The organism is Anaerobiospirillum succiniciproducens DSM 6400 (assembly GCF_000482845.1).
Classification (GTDB): Bacteria; Pseudomonadota; Gammaproteobacteria; order Enterobacterales; family Succinivibrionaceae; genus Anaerobiospirillum; species Anaerobiospirillum succiniciproducens.
Genome location: NZ_AXWV01000014.1, coordinates 1 through 21,366 on the forward strand (window position 1 = coordinate 1; position 21,366 = coordinate 21,366).

A 21,366-nucleotide genomic window follows, 5' to 3' on the forward strand; every position below is an offset into this window, starting at 1 on the left:
ACTAAGGCAAAGGCTACTACTGCAACCAAGGCCAGTGCAGCAAAGACCACCGCTACTAAGGCAAAGGCTACTACTGCAAATAAGGCCAGTGCAGCAAAGACCACTGCCACCAAGGCAAAGGCTACTGCAAGCAAGGCCACTGCAGCAAAGGCTAAGACCACAGCCGCTAAGACAAAGACTACTGCAAAAACTAAGAAGTAGTCTTGTATTAGAGCTTGAGCGGGCGATGGATTGATGCGCTGCCTTGAGCAAACTGTTTTTAAAAGGGGATAAGTAGTGCTTGGCCCCTTCATGCGTTTTGTTAGGAATGTAATTAATGCAACTGCAAAAGAAGAGTCGCAATCGTGAGCTTGTTTATGGCATCAGCGCTGTAGAGCAGGCTATCGAAACCTCTCCAGATATGATCCTTTCTGCATGGGTAGTAAAGGGACGTGAAGATGACAAGCGTATTAGTAAACTGATCCGTGATCTGTCCATCTACGGTATCGTGCCTCAGACTGCTATGCGCCACTTCATTGATGAGAAGGCCGAAGGCGGTGTGCATCAGGGCATCATCATTGAGATGAAGGCTACTCCTCCTAAGAATGAGCAAGATCTTTTAGATTACTTAGATGAGCTTGAGCAAAAGCAAGAAGTTCCATTCTTCGTGATCTTAGATGGCGTTACAGATCCTAGAAACTTAGGTGCCGTAATGCGTTCTGCTTGGGCTGGTGGTTGCCATGGTGTTATCGTGCCAAAGGACAAGTCAGCAAGCTTAAACCCTGCTGCACGTAAGGCTGCTGCAGGTGCTGCTAGTGCTGTACCTTTCTTTGCTATCACCAACTTAGCTCGCGTAATGGACGATCTTGAAGAGCGCTCAATCCGCTGCATTGGTATGGATGGTAGCGCTGAGCAGACTATTTATGAGACCGACTTTAACGGTGGCCTTGCTATCGTTATGGGCTCAGAAGATAGTGGCATGCGTCGTTTAACTCGTGAAAAGTGCGCCGCTTTAACCAAGATTCCTATGGCAGAGGGTGTAGATTCACTCAACGTATCTGTAGCAGCTGGTATTGCTGTCTTTGAGGCAGTACGTCAGCGTTCTGCTAAATAATTAAGCAAGCTAAACTAAGGTCACTATGCCTGTATTAGGCAAGGTGTAAGTTTAGATTGTTATTTCTTAAGCCGTCTTAGTCACATAAGGCGGCTTTGTTGTTTTTAGGTAATGTTATTTTGGGGGTAAGGCTTAAAGTTAAAGTCTGTCAAACGAGGTCGGAGCAATTAACAGATTTAAGATCTTATGATCTTATAAGCGTATTTTGCTTGCTTACAGATGTTAGTTTGCAGTGATCTTGGTGAGTTTTTAAGATCTTTTGGGTGTAAGTGGCAAGATCTTGTGGCGATCTTAAGGCTGTGATCTTTTTTAAAATGGCTTGTATATGATGGTTTTTACGCATCGGGGCTGTTGTAGGCTGGAACTTGCTAAAAAATGTGATTTATATCTTGCATTACGGCCAAAATCAGGTAGAATACAACGCACTTCAGTCATGTAAGCATACTCATGAAGGGATGCTACATCAGCTTCCTTGTCTAAAATACGACTGAAAATTTTAGACTTTTACCGTAAGGGGCATTTCATGCGTCACTACGAAATCATTTTCTTGGTTCACCCAGATCAGTCAGATCAGGTACCAGGCATGATCGAGCGTTACAAGGGCGAGATCGAGAAGACTGGCGGCAAGATTCACCGTCTTGAGGATTGGGGCCGTCGTCAGCTTGCTTACCCTATCTTAAAGCTTCACAAGGCACACTACGTTTTAATGAACGTAGAGGCTGAGCAAGAGGCTATTGACAGCATTGAGAACAACTTCCGTTTCAACGACGCTGTAATCCGTAACTTAGTCATCCGCACTTCAGGCCCAGTTACCGAGCCATCTCCAATGATGAAGGCTCGCGAGGACCGTCGTGCAGCTCGTGAGGACAACGACACCCGTCGCCGTGGCGACCGTGACGAGTCTTCTGATGCTGAAGTTTCAGCTGTAGAAGCTTAATTTGGAGGACTAGTAAATGGCCCGTTATTTCCATCGTCGTAAGTTCTGCCGTTTCACCGCTGAGGGTGTTTCCGAGATCGATTACAAGGACGTAGCTTTATTACGTAACTACGTAACCGAGTCTGGCAAGATCGTTCCAAGCCGCATTACTGGCACCAGCGCCAAGTACCAGCGTCAGCTTGCTACTGCTATCAAGCGTGCTCGCTTCTTAGCTCTGTTACCTTACACCGATCTTCACAGCCGTTAATTCACTCTTTGTTTTAATTGGCTTCAAAGATTAAAAGGAATTTTCTAAATGGAAGTTATTCTGCTCGATAAGATCGCCCACTTAGGCGGTCTCGGTGACAAGGTTAAGGTACGCAACGGTTACGCTCGTAACTTCCTGTTACCACAAAAGAAGGCTGTTTTAGCTAACGAAGAGAACTTAAAGAAGTTCGAAGAGGATCGCGTTAAGTACGCTGCTAAGATCGCTGAAGAGTTAGCTGCAGCTCAGGCTCGTGCTACTAAGCTCGAAGAGCTCGGTTCTGTTACCATCGGTTCTAACGCTGGTGACGAGGGCAAGTTATTCGGTTCTATCGGTACTCGTGACATCGCTGAGGCATTAACTGCTGCTGGCGTTGAGGCTCACAAGTCTGAGATCCGTATGCCAGAGGGCGTTATCCGCTCAATCGGCGAGTACGAGATTGCTGTACAGTTCCACGCTGACGTTAAGACTGTTGTTAAGGTTAACATCGTTCCTGCTAAGTAATAGCTCTTACGTAAAAGCGAACTAAAGAATTATAGATAAGGCAGAACCTGCAAAGGCTCTGCCTTATTTTTTGCCTGCAATAAATTATGTAATAATGGTTGTGTAATTTATTTTTATGATTGCACCGCTAAGCTAGTTTTGTAAATACAGCTTTTAAAGACTCTAATGCGTCGTGCACTAATGGAGAGTCGCAAAACATGCTTTAGTTAATTTTGTGGAGGGTAGTTTTTTGTTAGGCTAATTTTGCAAAGTGTGACAAACATTCAAGTTTTAGGCTATTATTATTGAGCCTTGGGGCAGGAACATTTCCAGCCTTATCAGGTTTAGAGCACTTTGTGCATGATTATTTATTTTGAAGCTGAAACCTATGTCATTAGAACACCTTGATAGCAAGACTCAAGAAGAGCTCGAAACTAAGTACATGACAGTTGAGGTTAGTGAAGAGGCTAAGAACTCTGACATGACCTTACCAAACCTCGAGACTATGCCGCCTATAAAGCTGGTTGCTTTAGATATGGACGGCACTACCTTAAGAGAGGATAAGACTTTCTCTGAGCGTCTCATTAAGGTTGTTCATAAGATTCAAGAAATGGGTGTTACTGTAGCCATTTGTACTGGTCGTGCACCTGAAAGTATTCAAGGCTTTGCTAAAACCTTGGGTCTTGATAAAGGTCATGGCTACTGTGTCTGCTTTAATGGCGGTTCCTTAATTAATCTTGATGACATCAATCAAGATCTCGAAGTTAGCTATCTTGCTGCTCAGGACATTATTGATCTTGAAGCTGCTGCACGCCGCGCTGATTGCGTTATCCACGCATACTCTACTCGACGCTTCCTCTTAACCGAGAGCAATATCATCTTTACTGAGATGGAAATTGCCTCCTCCATGCAACCTTTTGAGTTCATTGATTTCCCTGATGGCCTTAATAAGGAAGAAAAGGCTTACAAGGTCATTGCTGTAGGCGATGAGGATAAGCTTGATCGCATGAGAGAGTCACTCCCTGCAGACTTTGAAGAGCGTTTTACTATTGCCCGCACTCACCCAAACTTCCTTGAGTTTATGATCAAGGGCTGCAATAAGGGTACAACCTTAGCTAAGCTGTGCAAGATTCTTAATATCACCCTAGATAATGTAGCCGCCTTTGGTGATGCTGAGAATGATATTGAGATGGTGGCTGAGGCTGGTGTTGGTGTAGCAGTAAGTAACGCTATGCCTAAGCTTAAGGCTGTGGCTAAGTACCATACCTTCAACTACTTAGATGATGGTGTTGCTTGCTACTTAGAAAAGCTCTTTAAACTGCCACCACAGCTTTAATCATAACGTTCGATTTGTTATTTAGGTGAGCTTTTCTTACCTTACATGCCGCGCCGTTGAGCGCGGCTTTTTTCTATGTCGTACAAAAGAGCGGGGCATTTTGCCATGTCGTGCTAAAGAACAGGGCATTTTGCTGTGTAGTGCGAAAGAACTGGGCATTTTGCCGTGTCGTACTAAAGAGCGGGGCATTTTGCTGTGTGGTGCGAAAGAACTGGTGTTTTGAGGGCACATCTAAGGTGTAACTATCTTTGTTGTGGCACAATAGATTTCCTCAAACAGAACATATCCGTTTTTATGGACCATTCGCTGGTCTTGTAACCTTCTTAGTTGGAGAGAGTCTCGATGGGTGAGTCTCCTGAAAAGCTAGATTCAAAAGTAAGTGCTAGTGCCAATAGCGCAGCAAATACTGCAAGTGCTGCTCAAAAGAGCCAGGGCTATGGTACTGATAGTTTGCCACTGAAGATAACTTTAATAGCTTTCTGGCGTATGTTAGTGAGCTATTGGGGTTGCCGTGATTCTATGAAGTCATGGTTCTACTTAGTGTGTATCATTTCGCTCACAGGTGGCTCTGTCTATATCGCTACCTCTATCAACACTTGGTACAAAGACTTCTGGGATACCATTCAAAACTACGATATCGACGGCTTTAAGCAAAAGCTTGTAGTCTTTGCTACCTTGGCATCGATTCACGTGTTGGTAACAGTCTATAACGCTTATTTAAAGTCATGTCTTGCTATCAATTGGCGTAAGTGGCTGACCGGTAAGAGTATGGATCGTTGGCTGAGCAACGATAATTACTACAAGCTGCAGTTAACTGACAAAAAGACTGATAACCCTGATCAGCGTATCGCTGAAGATCTCAATCTCTTTGTTTCTTCAACTATTGGTTTGATCTTAGGTACTGCAACTGATTTAGCCATGATGGTTACTTTCGGTATTGTGCTGTGGAATTTATCCTCAGCTGTAGATATCACCGTCTTAGGCTATGAGCTCTCTTTGCCTGATGGCTATATGTGCTATTTAGCCTTGCTCTATGCCGTCATCGGTACTGCCTTAACCTTCTATTTAGGTAAGCCATTAGTTAAGCTCAACTTCAGACAACAGCGTTATGAAGCTGATTTCCGTTTCTCCTTGATTCGTGTACGTGAGAATAGCGAGTCTATCTCTATGTACAAGGGTGAGGAGGAAGAGAATAAGTACTTACGCCACAGCTTTAGTGATTTAGTAACTAACTATATCAAGCTGATTGTCTGCACCAAGCGCTTAGGCTTCTTAACCTTAGGCTATGCTCAGACTGCGGTGATCTTCCCAATGCTGATCTCAGCACCGCTCTACTTTGCCAAGATCATTACCATGGGTTCGATTATGCAGATTAGCTCTGCTTTTGGTCGGGTTCAGGATTCGTTATCTACCTTAGTTTCTAACTTCACTGCATGGGCCTCATGGAAGTCTGTAGTAGACCGTTTATCCTTGTTCTACATCTCTATAGAAGAGGCTGAAAAGCTTAAGTGCTTAAAGGTTGAGCGTGATAGCGACAAGATCGAGATTAAGAACTTAACCGTTAATAGCCCACGTCATCTGCTTCTGCTCGATAAGCTCAACTTAAGCTTAAGCTCAGGTGAGTCACTGTTAATTCGTGGTCCATCAGGCTGCGGTAAGTCCACCTTATTAAAGGCTGTGGCTGGTATTTGGCCTTATGCTGACGGTGAAGTGCATTACATTAAAGATTCAAGTTGCTTATTCTTAAGCCAAAAGCCTTATTTACCTCAAGGCTCCTTGCGTCTTGCTGCGTCCTACCCAAGTGTTCCTGAGACAGAGGGTAAGACCGAAATGTACTTCAAGCTCTTAGGTTTAGAGCATCTGATTGCGCACTTAGATGAGGTGGATACATGGAATCATATCCTCTCTTTAGGCGAGCAGCAGCGAGTTGCTATCGTGCGAGCCTTGCTCAACAAGCCAGACATTCTTTTCTTAGATGAGGCAAGCTCGGCTATGGATGAAAAGAGTGAGGCACTTGTTTATGACGTCTTAAAGCAAGAGCTCAAAGATACAGTGATTGTGTCAGTAGGCCACCGCTCTACTCTCATTAACAAGCACGATCGAGTCTTAACCTACACTAAAAACTCATCGTTTGAGCTCCAAAACAGCTCGGAGGCCGTAGCCCAATCCTTCTAGGCGTAAGCTACAAGGCTGCTCTTAGGCTGTAGCCGAGGCTTTATCGTATAAAGCTCTAAAACAGCACCGATGCTGTGGATCGATTCTTCTAGGCTAAAGCTCTAAAACAGCACCGATGCTGTGGATCGATTCTTCTAGGCTAAAGCTATAGAACAGCACCGATGCTGTGGCTCAGTCCTTCTAAGATAAAGCTCTAAAAGGCCGTCTGAGATCTTATGATCTGAGGCGGTCTTTTTGTTTTCAAAGCTATAATCTTAGCGATGCGCGTTTGCTGCGCTTGATATCAAACGTAGTTTTCTTGTATTCAAGCAAAATAGCCGTGATCTCACTAGCCTTATTAGATATGGATAGATCGATGTAACGCTCAAGGGATGCCTTAGTTTTAATCTTGCCACGCTTAATGAACTCAATTAATAATGATCCTAAGTTTTTGGTAATGCATTTAGATATAAGAGAGGACATAACTGCTGGTGCTATTTCTAAACAGTCAAAGATCTCAAACAAAAGATCAGAGTGCTCAGTAAGTAAGTTAGTAAGAATACGCTCAGAGAGGCGAATCTTGGCATTATCCTCGCGTAAGTAGCTTACTAATTGAGAAAGTCCATTATTTTGTGTTTGAATAGTGTGTTTAACGGCTTTTTCATAATCGTAATAAGGAAGATGCCCATCCACATAGCTGTAGAAATCAGTAAATACAGCTCCTTTAGTTCGCAAGAAAGACGCGATCTTTTGCTCCCCTTCCATCAATGCAAAGAAACACAGTATGCTTAGTTTTGCCTTATCGAGTATGAATCTTTGAATCAGCAGTTGTATACAGTCAATACGCTGCTCCTCACTTAAAGGATGGCGATCTCTAAGCTCGTCATTCTCTGTTACTGCGAGATCTTTAGACACGTCATATGAGCAAAAATGTGGATAGCCAGAGCAAAATAAATACAGCCTCGTATTGAGAAAATAATCAATGCTAGTAACCGGAGCTTCTTTGGTTTTTGCACTACAAAACTTCTGCGTATCAAGCAGGGCTTTTAGCTTATTGACGCCACCATAACGACAGGCTACAGCTAAGATCTGTGCTCCGTTATAGTGTGCTCTATGGCCATATTCCTTGTGTCGGCCCCAAAAGTCGTAATTTGAGGTATCCAGGGTAGTACGAACTTGCTCGTCAGTTCCATATATAACTGCATCAAACAGATATCTACATGCATCCTCTTCGCAACTTAATGGGCGGTCTTTTAAGAGCCATTTGTCCCATATGCTTTTGTATGCATCAATAACATTAGATAGCTTATGGCCAAGAGCGTATTTGTGCAGAAAAACTTCTTCCGTTGCTAAGATTTCTTGGCACTTGTGAGCTTGGACTTCATCAAAGAGTTGAGGCTCAAGGCAATAGCCTAAGGCTACTTGTCTTGAAACATAATTCTTCACCTCATCTAAGTTAAGCTTTGGCGCGATCAGTATGGCAGGAGGGGCGTCCTCATAGACTTCTTTTTCTCTAAGGTATTTATCGACGCGTGTGACATTAGGAAGATAAAGAGCCACAGTTTTGTTCTGAAGCTCCTTGGCGCAATAAACAGTTTTAGTAGAAAGAAAATCGCCATGAAACTCAGCTTTGATAAGCTTAGTTTTAAGGTATTGAACTGCAGCGTAGCTGATATTGCATTCTGCATCTTCAAAAACAATATTGGCTGTACTCTTAGATGGAACGCCTAACAAGTAGCGCTTATCTTTAGAATACAAAAGTCCATCACGTTCCGAGTAAACTACGTTATCCTCATGGACTTTGTAGCTTATAAGATAGGGCAATTGCATGTGGCACAGGTAGGCATAAAGATTATTATGCTGCGCACTTAGATCGGTTCGGCCCTCATCATAATATCTTTTTACGACCTTTTGCTCTTTTTCAGACCATTCAAAGACATAGCGATAATAATACGGACTGTAGTGATGGCCAATGAAGCTTTTAGGCAGAAAGATGCTCTTAATTCTAGTTTTGGAGCTAAAGACATCATGCTTAGCTATAAACTTAACGCCTTCAGGGATTACAACATCACCACCTTTGCCATGATATTTGATGAGCTCACCTTCAATAGTAATTTCAAAATCCATGATGCCCTCCGCGATGCCTAACGCAAGATGTAGATAGCGCCCCAAAATAACAGACTAACTGCCACCAAATAGTTAGTAATACGTTGCCAGCCTAGTAGAATCACTGCAGCCACGAGATGAGAGAGCCTGATGGCATTGCAGCAGATGCTTAACAAATGGTCTAGCTTCATTGTACAAATACAAAAGCCGCTATAAAAGCGGCTTTTGTATGCGCAGTGATTGCGCTTATGAATGAGAGAGTACTTAATTAATCGTTGCGATCGTTCTTCTCTTCGATGTAGTCTTTTGACATAGCACGACGCATTACAGCCTGCAGGTTGGCAAAGCGGTTAGTGAGTACTTCAGATGGACCAAATAATGGACGTACACCCTTTAAGTACTTATCGTCGTAGTCAGAGACCGCACGAGTTACTAGCTTATAAAGACCGATAACAGCCAGAATGTTAGGGATTACCATGAGGCCGTTAAACATGTCGGCAAGCTCCCACACTAAGTCTACTTCTAAGAATGAGCCCATTAATAAGAAGCACAGTACTAGAACTGAGAACATATTGAGGTTGCGGTAGCCGAAGATGTATTTGAAGTTTTGGGCTGCAAAGAAGTACCATCCAATAATGGTGGTAAAGGCCGCAAAGAACAGACACACGGCCACAAAGCCTGCACCTGCCTCACCCATGCCTTTAATGAAGGCAGTCTGGGTTAACACGATACCAGTGGTAGTGCCATCAAGAGAGCCAGTAACTAAGATTACTAAGGCAGTAGCGTTGAGCACGATGAAGGTATCAATTGTAAGGCCGATAATAGCAGCTAAGCCCTGCTCAGCTGGGTGATTTACACGAGCAACTGCGTGAGCGTGAGGGGTAGAACCCATACCAGCTTCGTTAGAGAACAGACCACGAGCTACACCATAGCGGATAGCTTCTTTAATGGAAGCACCGATAACACCACCAGTTGCTGCCTCAGGATTAAATGCACCAATGATAATGGCCTTAAATGCAGGCAGCACCATGTCATAGTTGATGAGCATGATGTAAACAGCGCCAAGAACGTATACACCTGCCATGAAAGGAACAATCTTCTCGGCAAAGGAAGCAATACGCTTAATACCGCCGATGAAGATAAAGCCAGCAAGACAGATTAAGATCATGCCGGAGAACCAGTTAGGTACGTTAAATGCGCTAGAGAAAGCTGTAGTAATGGAGTTTGCCTGCACCATGTTGCCGATAAAGCCTAAGGCAACAATGATGAGGATGGCGAAGATGATGGATAAGGACTTTAAGCCTAAGCCTTTATAGATGTAGTAAGAAGGACCGCCGGTGATATGACCTTGACCGTCACGAGTACGGTAAACCTGTGCTAGTACAGCCTCAGCAAAGATAGTAGCCATACCAAAGAATGCAGCAACCCACATCCAGAAGATAGCGCCTGGGCCGCCCATAACCATAGCAGTAGCCACACCAGCTAGGTTACCAGTACCAACTTGTGCAGCAATAGAAGTAGCTAAAGACTGGAATGAGGTCATACCATGTTGACCGGCCTTCTCACCACTAAAGGAGAAGTTGCCAAACACGTGTCTAAAGGCACGACCAAATTGTCTAACTTGAACAAAGCGGGTCTTAAAAGTAAAGAAGATACCGGTACCAACTAAGATAGGAATAAGGCACCAAGGTCCCCATAAGATAGAGTTAATATCACGGACTATTTCAGTAATCTGATCCATTGTCATAAGTAAGCTTTCCTAGATTTGTTAGGCGATCTTCTCTATTTCACAATTTTTAGGTAGTAAAAAGTCTATCGAGCAGGTGACATTAACAGTGCTACGTTTCGTGTAAACGTAACTTAATCCATGTACGCAAAGACTACGTATTGAAGAGAAACGTAGATAGCTCTTTGATAGAAGTTTTTACAAAGATGAAGATACAACCATGTCACAAACAGGAACAAGACCTCATGCACTATCCATCAACTCGATGGTATTAGTGCCCCTTATGCTGCGCCTTTCACCCGCATCAGTTAAGTACTGATTGCAAAAGGTATGGGTAGTTCCGAAATTTAGCGAAGTTTAGACGCTTAAGGTAAACAAGATGCTTAACACTGATGCGTCTTAGAAGTTCTTGCATAAGCCATCAAAGAGGCTTAAGAAGCGGGGCTAATGATACCACATGATCAAAAAGTATCACCAAGATGGTGCGGATTTGACTCGTAAATGCTAGCACTTTTGTTTTGTGATCAAAAAAGGTGCTAATAGCAAAAATAAGCGAAAAGTTCGCTTGAGACCTGTTAAAGATAGTGTGTATGCGGCCTGGATGAATTTTGTAAACCTTAACGTTAATTGTTAAGTGCAGTTTGGGTGAAATGAGCTATGCACTTCTGGGGCGCGAGATTAAGTGCTGCTGATGGCATTGGATTGGGCGTGAGATTAACAGCAGCCGATACCAATGGATAGGTATGTGCGGCTGATGACAACGGATGGAGGCATGAGAATAAATGCTACGGATGGCAAGGGATTGGTGCTTTGGGTTTGTAGTTGAGGTAGATATGAAAAAGCCGGCATGAGCCGGCTTTTTCAAAGTGCACGTGAGTACGTAAGCTTAGTTAGGCTTTTTGTTAACTGATACTGGCTTAGGAGTGCCAATTGAGGCAAAGTTCTTTTCTACTTTGTCTGCCTCTTTATGCTCAAGCTCGTCCTCAGATGCATCGCCTTTATCTGCACTTTGTGTTGAGGTTGTAGAGTCTTGCTTGGCAGCTTGCTTAGCAGCCTCTTGTCCAGTGCACTCGCATAAAGACTCGCCTTTAACAATCTTTGCAGCCTGCTCACGGGTAATTGGAGTAGTAGGCTCGCAATTGCAGTTAGAGTCATCAGAAAACTTTGACATCTTAGAGTGGAAACGCTTCTTTAAGTAAATGATGAGAACTACAGCAAATACTAAGAAGAGAGCTGCATAGATCATAGTCTGTACGTCTTTTACGTACTGCATTAACAGATCTAAGTTATCAGCAAAGAAGTAACCAAGATAGACCCATACTGGTACAGAGATAATTGCGGCAAAGCCGTCAATTAATACAAAGGTAAGATATGGGATACGGCGGCTCATACCGGCAACGAGGAAGATTGGGGATCTTAAACCAGGTAAGAAACGGGCAATGAATAATAAGGAAAGGCCGTATTGTTTAAACTTTCTTTGAATATGGGAGAAGCGGCGTGGGGATAAGATCTTTCTAAAGGTGCGAATACGTTGGATACGATAACCAAACACTCGTCCGGCAATAAACATAGTGCTATCGCCAATTAACACACCGGCAAGACCAACAATCACCATGGTATGAGGATTTGCTAAATCCAGACCTGCAATAACACCACCAGATACTAAGGTAATATCTTCAGGGACAGGGAGACCAAAGCCACAAAGAATTAAGATGCCAAATACGGCCATGTAGCCATAGTCAGTAAAGAAGGAGATTAAAAAGTCTAACACTTCAGATCCCTTTGAGCGAAACAGTAATCTACCCAATAGCAGCATGTAAGAGCGGGTATCGCATGAGTGTGAACAAGCGATAGCAACTCTACTTACTGCACTGTATACCTAAGCTACATCAACAAACTATCAAGGCTTTGCTTGAGATACTCATGATTAAAGTCATCATTAAAGCTGACCTTAACGAGCCGTGTGTTGAGTAAATGCTTAGCTTTATACAAAGCTAAACACCGGATACAGCATGCAAGCGGTCATTAGCAAACGCAATGATCAGGTTGCCACTCTAGCTTTTGTACCAGTGCTTAAGTTTTAAGAATTAAAACCACATTGGTATCTAACTAGTTTGAAAAAAGCATATCAACCTTAATAGTTTAGCGCACATTTGCCTAAGCTGTTAAATATTTGATGCAAAGCTACAGCGCTTTGCAGCTAAAAGTTGATATACAAGCGCATAACGACTCTTAAGTAGATGCCGTGATTCGAAGATGCAAAACAAACATAGGCATTAAAGCAATCATTAGAGCTAGTTATCTAAATAAATGCTCTTTTCAAACTGTAGCTTGAAAATAAGCTTGCCTTACAAGAGGACTGCAGTTTGATGCTTAATGCAAGCACAGTGCAGCTCTGAACATTAGAGCGTCAAAGCTTAGTGTTACGCGATTAATAAAAAGGTAACTTTCTGAGTTTATCAAGATTCGACACTAAAAACAGATTTTTCGTAAGTTTTTCATAAAAATCGACGTGTTCTAATGTGTTTTTACCAAAAATTTTTAAAAATTACACAACTTTTCATATTTCCATCAGGGCATGTAGCGTCATTTCTTTACTAAGAGTAAACAATCCTTTAACCACTCATCACTATATCTTGTGGTTAACTTTTGCCTTTAGCCCATAAAAGGCAAATTCATGTTTATTAAGCCATCAGAAAAGACTTATGAGCACGAAAGTTTAAGTAAGTTCACCACTGCTAGCCGTGAGTGCAAATTGAGATGTGTAGGTTGCTTTATACATGTAGTGTTACGGGCGTTGTTTATGTTGCAAGATTAAAAGGCATGTCGCTAGATAAGTGACTTTTTACATAATCTTGAAATTTGTTTGCAAAGTTGTGGGCGGATGCTGACTTTTACGGTGTCTTTGTTCTTTCTAAAGAGGCTAGGATGCCGTATACTTTTCAGTTTCAGAAAAAGCTTTAGGGCATTACTTTGCCTAAAGTTTTTTTCATGGATTTTTGTCAAAAGGTTTAGGCATGCGTCTTATGCAATAAAGCGCATGCCTAAGCGTTTTGTATCTTAGTGGTGATGCCAAGTCTAAGAAATACAAGCTACTTTTCTGGCTCTAAAGCACAGTGCTTTTTAGTTACAGCTTGTAAAGCTTAGATAACGGTATGACAAAGGTATCGGATAGGAGATTGAAGTATGGCTGCTTCACAAGGGGCGCATGAGAAGGGTGCTCAGCGTAGTCCACTACGCAAAGTGCTGTTCATGTTAAGTGTTGGACTGAGCTTATTATGTGTCTATTTCTGTTTAGACTTCCAAAGTGGCTCTTCTGCTCGTTTGAGTGGTGAGCTCATTGTAGGCAAGGTAGACACTGCAGGTTATGGCGATTCCGACTCCTCAGTAGCCAGCTTTTTCTTTGAGCATTTTGGTGCTCTTAGCTATCTGTTTTGTTTTGCTATTGTCTATGTGGGCTATTTCATTTTATTAAAGCCTGTAGATATCTGGCGTGCTGATTTTTACAAAGCAGGTCTGCGCATCTTAGGTTTTAACTGCGTGTTAATTGGCGCTGCAGGTATTCTCTCTCGCTTTGCCGATTTAGGCTCCACCGGTGCAGGTGGCTTGCTTGGCGACATGCTCAATATCTTCTTTGACCTCTTTGTTCCAAATATCCTCACTGTTTTAACTTTTGGTTTAGTGATGATAAGCGGCATTGCCTTTATGTCAGGTAGTACTCCGTTTGCTTTGTTTGAGCGCATTGGTGAGTTGTTCTTCAAGGTGGTGCCATCTGGCAGCGAAAAGACCAAGAAGCGTACTGAGATTACCGATACTGACAATGTGTCTTTAGATCCTGCCTTAACTGGTGCAGGTACTGTTGCAGCCCTTTCTGTAGGCGCAGCCATGGCAACAGATGCACATGCTAGCGACGAGTTATCCGATATTGTTGCTGACGGCGAGCTTGAGGATATTTATACCGATACCAACGAAGAACAGCCTCTTACTGAGCAAGAGCTCATGGAGCAACCAAACGCCTTTACTAGCGAGTACGACTCAGATCCTGATGAGATTGATACCTCTAAGTATGACTTTAGCAACAGCATGCAAGAAGGTGCTCAGGGCGGTATTGAGCCAGTCTTTGGCGATGATATGGCAGCTCAAGGTGCACAGGGCGGCGCTCCAGACTTCTTTGCTGGTGTAATGTCTAGCATCAATAATGAGCAGACATCCGACGATACAATGGGCGATGGTGCCCTTCAAGCTGATGGTTCTTACCAGGCACAAGATGGTGAGTTCCACTCTGAGGACAATTACCTCGGTGATGATGCTGCTTACCAAGCTCAAGACAGCGCTTATCAGTCTGATGACAATTACCCAGGTAATGATGCTGCTTACCAAGCTCAAAACTCCATGCCTTATCAGAATGATGTTGAGCCAGGATATGAGCAAGAGGGCAATGCTCAAAGCGATGCTTACTATGAGGCACAAGCTAGTGACTCACAACAGTATGCTCAGGAGCAGGGCGCTCAGGCTTATGAGCAGGGTGGTGAAGCTGCAGCTGATGAAAATGTAGGTAGCACTAGATCTAATCTGCGTTCACAAGATGATGCTTTTATGGAGCAGTCTTATGAGCAAGAAGATCTCGTACCTCCTATGCCAATCCCTGGTGATACTGATAGTGAAGCCATGCTTGATCCGGGCAGTGAGGTTGCTGATGCAAATAATGAGGCCGCCCCTGCCGTTGATATTAGAAATAACATGTTATCTTCAGATGAGAGTGAGCAAGGTGCTGCTTTAGCTGCAGCTGTACGCTCTGTTGCATCTGATGAAGGCTCAGACCTCTCTGCTGCTGAGGATATTGCAAGTGCAGTATCCCAAGAAGCTACTAGTGCTGCTTTAGCTTCTAGTGCCGCTATTCCTGCAGCTGCCAGTGTTGGTGCTCCTGCTGCCGCAGCAGGCGCAGCTATTCCAGCTGCAGCAGCAGCCACTGGCGCAGCTTTAGCTGCTTCTTCTGCAGCTATTGATAATGCTATGAGCGGTTTAAGCTCTGCTCTTAAGGGTGCTTTAGCAGCTGGTAATCAGTCTGCAACCGCTCAGCTCAAAGCTGCCGATGGTAAGGCAGAAGCAGCTGATGAGCAGGAAATGAGCAATGAAGAGCGCGAGGCGATTAACGAGAATCTACGTAAGGTAGTTTTAGCTGATGTATCCAAGGTAAAGTCATCTGGCGATCCATACGCAATTGCCCAAGAGCGCTTAAAAGCAAAAGACCAAGAGCAATCTCAAGAACAAGCTGCTTCACAAAAGAGCGATGCACAAGATAGCTCTGCTCAAAGTGACATTAGCGAAGACCGCCCATATGGTTATGGCACTTATGCCGCTAAGCACTTTGATGAGGATCCAGCTAAGGAAAGTGATAAGTCTCAGGACGATAAAGAAGAGGCCAAGGATAGCGCTGAGGAAGAAGAGGGTGTGGTTCATACCATCGTTCAGCGTACCGATCCTAAGGTCTTTGCAGCTCAATTAGAGGCTCAGAAGAAGGCTCGTGAAGAAAAAGAGCGTGCTGAGCGTGAAGAGGCTGAAGCAAAGGCTAAGGCTGAGCAAGAAGCAGCCGAGGCTCAGGCTGCCCAAGAGGCTGAAAAAGAGGCTAGTGCTGATCTTAAGAGTGAGGAAGATGACGGCCCTCACTATATTGGCACTTATGCCGATGGTATCGAGAAGGCTAAGGGCGAAGCTCCTAAGTACATCACTCCAGGTGTTGTTGATGAAGACAGCAAACATGAGGAGAAAGATGATGAGGAGGATAAGGGCCCTGGCACTATCATTCGTGATACTCGTAAAGAATTTGCTGCAGCTCAGGCTGCACGTGCCGCAGCCAAGGCTGAGCAAGAGCGTTTAGAAAAAGAGCGTTTAGCTAAGCAGTCTCAAGAAGAAGAGGCCAAGGCTCAAGAGCAGCATGCCCAAGAAGAGATAGAGCAAGCTACCGATTCAGACAAGAGTGTAGCTGAGGATAAGGCCGAAGATGAGCAGTCAAGCTCAAACGATGAGGCCAAGGCTAAGGATGAGGATAAGAGTGAAGATGATGGCCGTGTCTCCACTGTCATTACTCGTACTGTAATCACTCGTCAGATAGCTCCAGCTCCAGTTGAAGCCCCAAGCGCAACTAGCAACGAGGCTAATGCTGATGCAAATAAGGATGTAGGAGCAAGCGTTGATGCCGCTCCGGTTGCCGATAGCGCAGCTTCAAGTGAATCTAACGCAGCTTCAAGTGAAGCTACCGCAGCCGTATCTTTAGATGCAAAGAGTGCCAATGATGCTGCTCTTGCTGCAAGTGCCGCCGCCGCTCCAGATAAGGCTGATGTATTAAAGGCTTTAAGTTCTTTAGCTAGCGAGATTGATAGCGCCGCTGCAGGTGTAAAGCTCGCTCATGAAAGTGATAGTGCTTTAGATTTAGATAAGCAAGAGAGCTCAGATACCGATAGCTTTGAGCCTGAGCATGCTTATGACTTCTCTGATGGCCACAAGGCAGGTGCTGTTAATGTAGATTTAAGTCAGACTAGCGACTCTGATGAGGATGACTTTAGCGAGTTTGTCTCTGGTCATGTTCAAAAGAAGGCCAGCTCAAGCTTTGACTTTAGCCGCTTTAATAAGTCTGACAAGGGCTCATCTGATCACATCTTTAGTGAAGAGAGTAAGTTAGACGAACAGCCAACAGCTCTAGTCGATAACAGAGAGCACAATGACAACATTATCTCCTTTGATAATGTGAAGAGCTTTGAGGTTGGTGGTTTAAGCTCAGCCTTTATTCCAATGCCAGGCGAGGAAAGTGCCAAGGTACGTCACTCATTGCGTGATGATGATGCACAGCAAGCAGCTGTTAAGGCTGAACGCGAGGCTGCCGAACAAGCCGCACGCGAGGCAGCAGAGATGGCAGCACGTGAAGCAGCCGAGCAGGCAGAACGCGAGGCGGCCGAACAAGCTGCACGTCAGGCGGCCGAGCAAGCTGCACGTGAGGCAGCAGAGCAGGCAGAACGCGAGGCGGCCGAACAAGCCGCACGTGAAGCGGCTGCTCAGGCTGAGGCTCAACGATTAGCCCAAGAGCAAGCTGCTCGTGAGGCCGCTCAGCACAATGATTTACCAGCTTTTGGCCAAGAAGAGCCAATTGATGATCAAGCCTTTGGTGGCAGTGCAAACAATCATCGTGCCGACATAACTCGTGGCTTTAACTTCAGCCAGTTTGATAATGCTGAGGATGATGTTGAGATTGAAGACTCTTTTGGCAGCTCCGATAGCTCTAATGTCTTCAATAGCGCCCACGATGACTCTCTATTTGGCAAGTTCGATATTGATGATGAGTTTGGCTCCGATATTGTCTCCGGCAAGTCACAGCGTCAGGCTGGCTTTGGATCAAGAGAGCAAGAAGAGTCAGACAATCATGTGGCTGCAGGCTTTGGTGCAAGTCAGTCAAATGGCAAGCAAGAGCTTGCTGACCTCAACTCATTTATTTCCTCAGAAGATGATGAGGATGTTTATGACAATGAGTCTGAGTCCGATGACAATAGCGCTGATGAGAGCTATGAGAACAATGCCACTTCTGTAAATGAGCAGCAACAGGCTGATAATAGCTCCATGACAAATATGATGGGTCAGGGCTATCAGGGTATGCCTAACATGCCAATGCAGCAGATGCAGGGTATGAATCAAAATGGTATGCCAATGCAATCCATGCCTGGTATGGCTCCAAACGGTCAAATCATGCAGCTGCCAAATGGTCAGTATGTACAGGTAATGCCAAATGGCATGATGTACCCTGCTAATGGACAGGGCATGATGCCAAATATGGCTGCTATGGGCCAAATGGGTGTAGGCCCAATGGGGCAGTACATGCAGCTACCAAATGGTCAATTTGTCCCAATGATGCCTAATGGCATGCCGATGATGAATCAGATGGGCATGATGGCCAACAATGCTATGCAGCAAGGTATGCAGCAGGGCATGATGTATGGCAATAACATGGCTATGAACCCTCAAGCTAATGCTATGACTCCATTTGCCCAGGGCGATGCTCAGGCAATGGATAACTATCAAGCTGAGGATGTAGCTCAAGAGAGAGATGACCAGCATAACTATGAGAGCGCTCAGGAGAATGCTTTAAATAACTATGAGCAGCCTCAGCAGTTTGCTAGCCAAGAGCATACACAGAGCGTAGATCATGCAGGCCATGAGCAGCATGCTGACAATGCCGGTCATTTAAATCAGAACGTTGGGGTAAATGGCTACCAGGGCAATAATATGTCCGAGGCTGGCAATGCCTTTATGGGTGCTCACAATAGCTCGAGCTCTAATCTGCCATCTTATATGGCAGGTGTAACCCAAGCTCCAGTTGCAAGCTTTGAAGATACTGGCTCTAAGGCTTTATGCACAGTGCCACGTCATCGCTATGACTCTTGGCGTCCATCTTTAGATTTACTGGCTCGTTCTGGCAGCAAGGTAGAGATTCCACCTGAGGAACTTGAAAAGACTGCAGAGCGTATTAATGAAGTCTTAGCCTCTTACGGCGTTAAGGCTCAAGTTGCTGACTACTTAACTGGCCCAGTTATTACTCGCTTTGATTTAGAGCTGGCACCAGGTGTTAAGAGTAGCGCCATTTCATCAATTGAAACTGAGCTGTGCCGTAATCTTTTAGTGCCTAATGTACGTGTAGTGCCAATTATCGATGGCTCTTCATACGTAGGTCTTGAAGTACCAAACCATCAAAGACAGTTTATTACCTTAGCTGATATGGCCTCTTCTCGTGAGTTTGAAGAGACAAAGGCAGTACTGCCAATGTGCTTAGGCGCATCGGTAGTGGGTAATCCTGTGGTTAAGGATATGGCTGAAAGCCCTCACTTACTCGTGGCTGGTACCACTGGCTCTGGTAAGTCAGCTGGTCTTAACACCATGCTCATTTCCATGTTGCTCAAGAGATCCCCAGCTGAGTTAAGACTCATCTTAGTTGATCCTAAGCAGCTTGAGTTCTCCATTTACAAGGATCTGCCACACTTAATTACTCCTGTAATTACTGATGTAGCTGAGAAGACCCCAATTGCTCTGAATTGGTGTGTTGACGAAATGGAGCGCCGCTTCAAGTTAATGAGCTTATTAGGCGTAAGAAAGCTTGCTGAGTACAACGATCTGATCCGTGATGAGGCTGCCAAGGGTCGCTCCGTTCCAGATCCTTTATGGACTGCTGAAATGGGTGGTCACCCAACTGCACTTGAACCACTGCCATGGATTGTAGTTGTGGTTGAAGAGTTTGCTGACCTGATGGCACAAAGCGGTCGCAAGAAGGATAAGGATGGTACTCCAGAAAGCCTGATTGCTCGTTTAAGTGCTAAGTCTCGTGCTGCAGGTATTCACTTAGTACTAGTAACCCAGACTCCTCGCTCAGAGGTTGTTACCGGCATGATTAAGGCTAACTTCCCATCACGTGTGGCCTTTACCGTGCAAAACCGTATCGACTCAACTATTGTGCTCGATGAGAAGGGTGCTGAGTGTCTGCTTGGTAACGGCGATATGCTCTACAAGTTCACCGGATCAAGCACTGCAACACGTGCTCACGGTGCCTTCACTAGCAACGACGACGTTAAGGCGGTGGTTGATGCTTGGCGCGAGTATGCTGGTGCTCCAGAGTATCTTGAGGATGTTATTGCAGTACCTGAAGAGCCTGTTGAGGAAAGCGCTGATGAGAAGCCACAGAAGCTCGATGAGAAGTTTGATAAGGCTGTAGAGTTAGTCCGTGAGTTAGGTAAAGCTCCAACTGTTTCAGACTTACAAAGCTGTCTGTCAATTGGTTACCCACGCGCTAAGAAGCTCTTACGTCAATTAGTGCTTGAGGGCATTATCGACTAATTCAAGAGTGAACTAGCGCATTACATCAGTAGTGCTATTTTTTATAAAACCCGGATTAGAGGTGTACATCCTTGTCCGGGTTTTTTGTTATGAGACTAAGGTGAATGTGCTAAGCTTTTGCTAGGTATATCTTGTGTACAATGGCATCTTAAGCACTTGGTGATTATCTTTTATGATGGGGTCATAGCATATGATCGCTATGTGCTACCCATGTGATAGCAAGCATTAGCTGCAAAAGACCAAAGCTAATAAAAACACTTAATTTTTCTTAAGCGAACTAAATGAGGTAGGCGCTGTCTGTCATATCAATGCTAGGACGTGCGCTAATTATGATTATGACATCGATTCGTACTATGGCTTTAGCCGCTGTTGTTGGTGCTGCAGTTTGTCTTGCAGCTCCTGTAACCATTCAAAACGCATATGCTGCCAATGCAGCTGCCACAGTAAATGCTGAGCAAGCTAAGCAAGAGCTTAAAGATATGCTCTCAAAGTTAAGTGCATTTTCAGCCAAGTTTCGACAAGAGCTTAGCGATGGTAATGGTGGTTTAATTGCTGATGGTAGTGGTGAGCTGTACTTAAAACGCCCACATAGCTTCATCATGTACACCGACTCACCTGATGTCACCGTACTCTACACTAAGGATAAGGATATCTACTTTTACGATGAGGTCGTAAATCAGGTATCTATCTTCTCTACAACTGCCATTAGCTCCAATCCAATGATGTTACTTTCTGGCAACGATGAGAGTGTTTGGAACGATTACAATGTCACCCGCGATGGCAATCGTTTTACCTTAACTCCTGTTTCAGGTAGTGACATTCAAAGTCTGACCATCTCTTTTGTTACAGAGGCCAAAAGCAAAGGCTCAGTACAATTGCTTGAGTCTTTAACCTTACGCATGGATGATGGCAACACTAACTTCTATCTTTTCACCAAGCAGTCAGCAAATGCTGCTGATGAGAAGTTTGATTTCAAGCTGCCAAAAGACGTTGAGGTAGACGATCAGCGTTAAGACCCCGGGCAACTAAAGCAAGTGATACTCATCAATTGTCATCTTGCTGATGCGCGGGCGCTGCAATTGTGTATCCGGTGTGCTGCAATTGCTGATGCGCGGGCGCTGCAAATACTCTAAGCTTCAACGCTCAAGAGCTAAGCTGCAGCACTTGAGTAAGTGATGTGGCAGTGCTGCTAGATTAGCCTATCCTTAATAGGCATGAGTCCCATGGTCAAAGCCATGGGCAGTGGTCATTTTTTTAGGATGAATAGGTTTCGCAATGGATTCTCTCAAGGACTCTTTTCTTGGTGCTCTAGATGATGACCTCAGAGAGTCAGATAGCAATAGCTCTGCATTTAAAGGCTCATCAACTAGTAGTGCTAAAGTCTCTATGCCTGAGTTTACTGTGACTAATGGCAGTG

The 21,366-nt window shown here is 44.4% G+C and carries 12 protein-coding genes; 9 read left to right on the top strand and 3 right to left on the bottom strand.

The window, feature by feature from the left end; translation table 11 throughout:
- The 7 genes from H524_RS17400 to H524_RS13625 form a co-directional block, all read left to right on the top strand.
- A partial coding sequence (locus tag H524_RS17400; protein ID WP_044121239.1) for a hypothetical protein occupies nt 1-201 on the top strand: 201 nt, incomplete at its 5' end.
- 115 nt (nt 202-316) lie between these two features.
- The gene (gene rlmB / locus H524_RS0101450) at nt 317-1,093 is read left to right on the top strand and encodes a 23S rRNA (guanosine(2251)-2'-O)-methyltransferase RlmB (RefSeq protein ID WP_027938951.1); all 777 of its coding nucleotides are present in this window, start codon (nt 317-319) and stop codon (nt 1,091-1,093) included.
- 523 nt (nt 1,094-1,616) lie between these two features.
- On the top strand, nt 1,617-2,030 hold the full coding sequence (gene rpsF / locus H524_RS0101455) for a 30S ribosomal protein S6 (protein WP_027938952.1): 414 nt from the start codon (nt 1,617-1,619) through the stop codon (nt 2,028-2,030).
- A 16-nt stretch (nt 2,031-2,046) separates the two neighbouring features.
- The gene (gene rpsR, locus H524_RS0101460; RefSeq protein ID WP_027938953.1) at nt 2,047-2,277 is read left to right on the top strand and encodes a 30S ribosomal protein S18; all 231 of its coding nucleotides are present in this window, start codon (nt 2,047-2,049) and stop codon (nt 2,275-2,277) included.
- Between the two features lie 48 nt (nt 2,278-2,325).
- Nucleotides 2,326-2,778 (top strand): 50S ribosomal protein L9, encoded by a 453-nt coding sequence (gene rplI, locus H524_RS0101465; protein WP_027938954.1) that lies wholly within the window; start codon nt 2,326-2,328, stop codon nt 2,776-2,778.
- A gap of 367 nt (nt 2,779-3,145) precedes the next feature.
- Nucleotides 3,146-4,093 carry a Cof-type HAD-IIB family hydrolase gene (locus tag H524_RS0101470; RefSeq protein WP_027938955.1) on the top strand — a complete coding sequence of 316 codons (948 nt, stop codon included), beginning with the start codon at nt 3,146-3,148 and terminating at the stop codon, nt 4,091-4,093.
- A 342-nt stretch (nt 4,094-4,435) separates the two neighbouring features.
- Nucleotides 4,436-6,268, top strand: coding sequence for an ABC transporter ATP-binding protein/permease (locus H524_RS13625; protein WP_084281584.1), 1,833 nt, complete (start codon nt 4,436-4,438; stop codon nt 6,266-6,268).
- Between the two features lie 246 nt (nt 6,269-6,514).
- Here H524_RS13625 and H524_RS0101480 read toward each other — a convergent pair whose 3' ends face one another.
- From H524_RS0101480 to H524_RS13630, 3 genes are all read right to left on the bottom strand, one after another.
- On the bottom strand, nt 6,515-8,374 hold the full coding sequence (locus tag H524_RS0101480) for a hypothetical protein (RefSeq protein WP_027938956.1): 1,860 nt from the start codon (nt 8,372-8,374) through the stop codon (nt 6,515-6,517).
- A gap of 247 nt (nt 8,375-8,621) precedes the next feature.
- Entirely contained in the window at nt 8,622-10,094 is a 1,473-nt protein-coding gene (locus tag H524_RS0101485; RefSeq protein ID WP_027938957.1) for an alanine/glycine:cation symporter family protein, read from the bottom strand.
- A gap of 871 nt (nt 10,095-10,965) precedes the next feature.
- A complete protein-coding gene (locus H524_RS13630) occupies nt 10,966-11,850 on the bottom strand; it encodes a DedA family protein (protein ID WP_084281586.1) in 885 nt (294 codons plus the stop codon).
- A gap of 1,415 nt (nt 11,851-13,265) precedes the next feature.
- Between H524_RS13630 and H524_RS13635 the strand changes: the two genes are divergently transcribed.
- Together H524_RS13635 and lolA are read left to right on the top strand one after the other, a co-directional pair.
- Nucleotides 13,266-19,949 carry a DNA translocase FtsK 4TM domain-containing protein gene (locus H524_RS13635; protein WP_044121226.1) on the top strand — a complete coding sequence of 2,228 codons (6,684 nt, stop codon included), beginning with the start codon at nt 13,266-13,268 and terminating at the stop codon, nt 19,947-19,949.
- Between the two features lie 329 nt (nt 19,950-20,278).
- On the top strand, nt 20,279-20,962 hold the full coding sequence (gene lolA, locus H524_RS0101505; protein WP_027938958.1) for an outer membrane lipoprotein periplasmic chaperone LolA: 684 nt from the start codon (nt 20,279-20,281) through the stop codon (nt 20,960-20,962).
- Nucleotides 20,963-21,366 lie beyond the last annotated feature (404 nt).

Coding starts and splice junctions, on each gene's coding strand:
- H524_RS0101480 (WP_027938956.1), bottom strand. CDS start 8,374: ATGGATTTTGAAATTACTATTGAAGGTGAGCTCATCAAATATCATGGC.
- lolA (WP_027938958.1), top strand. CDS start 20,279: ATGATTATGACATCGATTCGTACTATGGCTTTAGCCGCTGTTGTTGGT.
- H524_RS0101470 (WP_027938955.1), top strand. CDS start 3,146: ATGTCATTAGAACACCTTGATAGCAAGACTCAAGAAGAGCTCGAAACT.
- rlmB (WP_027938951.1), top strand. CDS start 317: ATGCAACTGCAAAAGAAGAGTCGCAATCGTGAGCTTGTTTATGGCATC.
- H524_RS13625 (WP_084281584.1), top strand. CDS start 4,436: ATGGGTGAGTCTCCTGAAAAGCTAGATTCAAAAGTAAGTGCTAGTGCC.
- H524_RS13635 (WP_044121226.1), top strand. CDS start 13,266: ATGGCTGCTTCACAAGGGGCGCATGAGAAGGGTGCTCAGCGTAGTCCA.
- rplI (WP_027938954.1), top strand. CDS start 2,326: ATGGAAGTTATTCTGCTCGATAAGATCGCCCACTTAGGCGGTCTCGGT.
- rpsR (WP_027938953.1), top strand. CDS start 2,047: ATGGCCCGTTATTTCCATCGTCGTAAGTTCTGCCGTTTCACCGCTGAG.
- H524_RS0101485 (WP_027938957.1), bottom strand. CDS start 10,094: ATGGATCAGATTACTGAAATAGTCCGTGATATTAACTCTATCTTATGG.
- rpsF (WP_027938952.1), top strand. CDS start 1,617: ATGCGTCACTACGAAATCATTTTCTTGGTTCACCCAGATCAGTCAGAT.